Here is a 3105-nt window from a genome sequence, read left to right on the forward strand (position 1 = left end):
ATTGCGGGGGCTGAGCCCCTATAACGACCCCCCCCCCCACCCCGCCCGGCGGGCTTTTGCGGAGGGGGGTCGGGGGAAACCCCCCGATTTTCGAACCCCAGCCCCAACCCCCGCCGCCCGCCAGGGCTACGGCATCCACGCCTTCCAGACAGAAGGGTTCTTCTCCACCCACTTCTTGGCCGCGGCCTCAGGCGAAAGCTTCTCCGAGGCGATCATCTCCGACACCTCGTTCTGCTCGTCCTTCGACCACTTGAACTTCTTCAAGAAGGTCGCCGCGTCCCCGCCGTGCTTCACGAAGTTCGTGTTCAGGTACTTCTGAAGCGGCGTGGTCGGGTATTCGCAGTCCACCGTCGTCGGATCGGCCGCCCCCTTGTCCCCGCACTCGTCGGTGTACTTGGGCAGCTTCACCTCCACCATCGGCACCTCGTTGAAGAGCCACTGCGGCTGGTACCAGTACGTCAGGAACGGCTTCTTCTGCTTCGCGAACTGCTGGATCTGGGTGATCTGCGCCGCCTCCGACCCCGCGAAGACGACTTGGTAGTCCAGATCGAGGTTCTTCACGAGGGCCTTGTCGTTGGTGACGTAGGACGGCGAGCCGTCGAGCAGCTGGCCCTTGCTGCCGCTCTCGGGGGTGCGCAGCTGCTGGGCGTACTTGTTGAGGTTCTTCCAGTTCGTGACCTCGGGGTGCTTGTCGGCCCAGTACTTCGGCACGAACCAGCCGATGTGCCCGATGACGCCGACCCCGCCGGCCGCGGTGATCGTCTTCTTGTCCTTGATGTACCGCTGTTCCTGCTCGGGGTGGCCCCAGTCCTCCATGATGGCGTCGACGCGGCCCTGGCTGAGCGCGTCCCACGCCGGGACCTCGTCCACCTGCACGGTGTCGACGCGGTAGTCGAGCTTCTTCTCCAGGAGGTACTTCGCGACCGCGACGTCCGCCTGTGCGCCGACCCAGGTCTGTACGGAGAGGGTCACCGTCTTCGCGCCCTGGGCGTTCACGTACGGGGATGCCTGCTTGGTCATGTCCGCCGCGCCGCAGCCGGTCGCGGCGAGCAGGCCGAGCCCGGAGACGGCGGCGAGGACGGTCCGCGTACGTACGCTCGTACGAGCCGAGTTACGAGCCATGTCAGGCCCCCTTCCGCGCGCGGCGCGCCGTCGGCTGCGTCACCCGGTCGAGCATCAGCCCCAGGCAGACGATCGCGACGCCCGCCGGCAGGCCCGTGGCGAGGTCGCCCTTGGCGAGGCCGGTGACGACGTCGTAGCCGAGGGCGCCGGAGCCGACGAGGGCGGCGATGGTGACGACGGCGAGTACGAGCACCACGCCCTGGTTGGCGGCGAGCAGCAGCGCGGGCCGGGCGAGCGGCAGTTGGACCTGCCACAGCTGCTGGCCGCTGGTCGCGCCGAGCGAGCGGGCGGACTCCATGGCGGAGGGGTCGACCTGCTTGATGCCCTGGGTGGTGATGCGGACGACGGCCGGCAGCGCGTAGATCACGGCGGCGGCGACGCCCGGCGCGCGGCCGACGCTGAACAGCGCGACCACGGGGATGAGGTAGACGAACTGCGGCATCGTCTGGAACACGTCCAGGACCGGCCGCAGTACCGCTTCCAGCCTGCTGCTGCGGGCGGCGGCGACGCCGACGGCGAAGCCGACGACGAGCGTCACGACGAGCGCGGCCAGCACCTGGGACAGGGTGTCCATGGACGGCTGCCACAGGCCCAGCACGCCGATCGCCGCCATCGCGAGGACGGAGGTCAGGGCGGTGGCCCAGGTGCCGATCAGCCAGGCCAGCGCGGCGACGACGAGCAGTACGCCCCACCACGGGGCGCCTTGCAGGCCGTCGCGGATCGGGTCGAGCACCCAGGTGGTGAAGTGCCCGGCCCAGTCGTTGGTGCCGCCGACGACGGGGACGCCGGAGTAGAGGTGGTCGACCATCCAGTTCTTGGCGTCGTTGACGGGCGCGGCGATGGCCACGGTCCAGCTCGCGGGCCAGATCTGCGAACCGGCGAGCCGGCCGGCGACGGCCACCGCGGCCGTCGCGACCACGACGCCCGCCCAAGCCGCCTTGCCGCGCAGCCACTTGGGGCCGCTCGGCTCGACGCCCATGCGCTCGCCCGCCGCGCCGGTCGTGCGGTCCATGACGATGGCGAGGAGGACGATCGGGATGCCCGCGGCGAGCGCCGCGCCGACGTCGACGGAGGACAGCGCCTGGTAGACGCGGTCGCCGAGGCCGGCCGCGCCGATCATCGAGGCGATGACGGCCATGGACAGCGCCATCATGATGGTCTGGTTGAGGCCGAGCAGCAGTTCCTTGCGGGCCAGCGGCAGCCGGGCGGTCAGCAGCCGCTGCCGGCCGGTGGCGCCGAGCGAGTCGACGGCCTCCAGGACGCCCTTGTCGGCGCCGCGCAGCCCGAGGGCGGTGAGGCGGGCCATGGGCGGCGCGGCGTAGATGACGGTCGCGATGACCGCGGAGGGCACGCCGATGCCGAAGACCATGACGACGGGCAGCAGGTACGCGAAGGCGGGCAGCACCTGCATGGTGTCCAGTACGGGCCGCAGCAGGCGGAACGTACGGTCCGAGAGCCCGCCCGCGAGCCCGAGCAGTCCGCCGAGCACGACGGAGGCGAGGACGGCGACGATCATCAGGGCGAGCGTCTGCATGCCCGGCACCCACATGTCGAGGAGGCCGGTCACCGCGAAGGAGACGAGGGCGGTGACGGCGATCCGCACGCCTGCGACGCGCCAGGCGACGAGGGTGGCGGCGGCGGTCACGCCGGCCCAGCCGAGGGCGAGGAGCACGAGGTAGACGGCGCGCACCGAGATGACGATGGCGTTGCTGACGTGGCCGAAGAAGTAGAGGAACAGCCAGTGGCTGTCGCGGTTGTCGATGATCCAGTCGCTGGCCTTGCCGAGCGGGCCGGACGCGTCGACGGTCAGCGCGTGGGGCCAACTCCCGCTGGCCCATTTGGCGTTGACGATGGGGACGATGATCGCCGCGAGGACGGCGAGCAGCAGGAGCTTGCGGACGGCGGGATGTCGCAGGGCCGATCTGAGGACCGGCGCCGGGGCCGCTTCGGGGGCGGCGGGAGTGGCGACGCTCACACGCGCCT

General features: G+C 70.8%; 2 protein-coding genes. Both read right to left on the reverse strand.

Going from position 1 to position 3105, the window contains the following annotated elements:
• Positions 1-126 precede the first annotated feature (126 nt).
• Complete coding sequence (locus tag ACFU99_RS38890; RefSeq protein ID WP_384402020.1) at positions 127-1122, reverse strand: ABC transporter substrate-binding protein; 996 nt, start codon at positions 1120-1122, stop codon at positions 127-129.
• 1 nt (position 1123) lies between these two features.
• A complete protein-coding gene (locus ACFU99_RS38895) occupies positions 1124-3097 on the reverse strand; it encodes an ABC transporter permease (RefSeq protein WP_384402023.1) in 1974 nt (657 codons plus the stop codon).
• Between the last annotated feature and the right edge of the window lie 8 nt (positions 3098-3105).

It is taken from the genome of Streptomyces sp. NPDC057654 (genome assembly GCF_042800135.1).
Lineage (GTDB): Bacteria > Actinomycetota > Actinomycetes > Streptomycetales > Streptomycetaceae > Streptomyces.

Excerpts from the sequence above, each read along its gene's own strand:
- ACFU99_RS38890 (WP_384402020.1), bottom strand. The coding sequence starts at position 1,122 with ATGGCTCGTAACTCGGCTCGTACGAGCGTACGTACGCGGACCGTCCTC.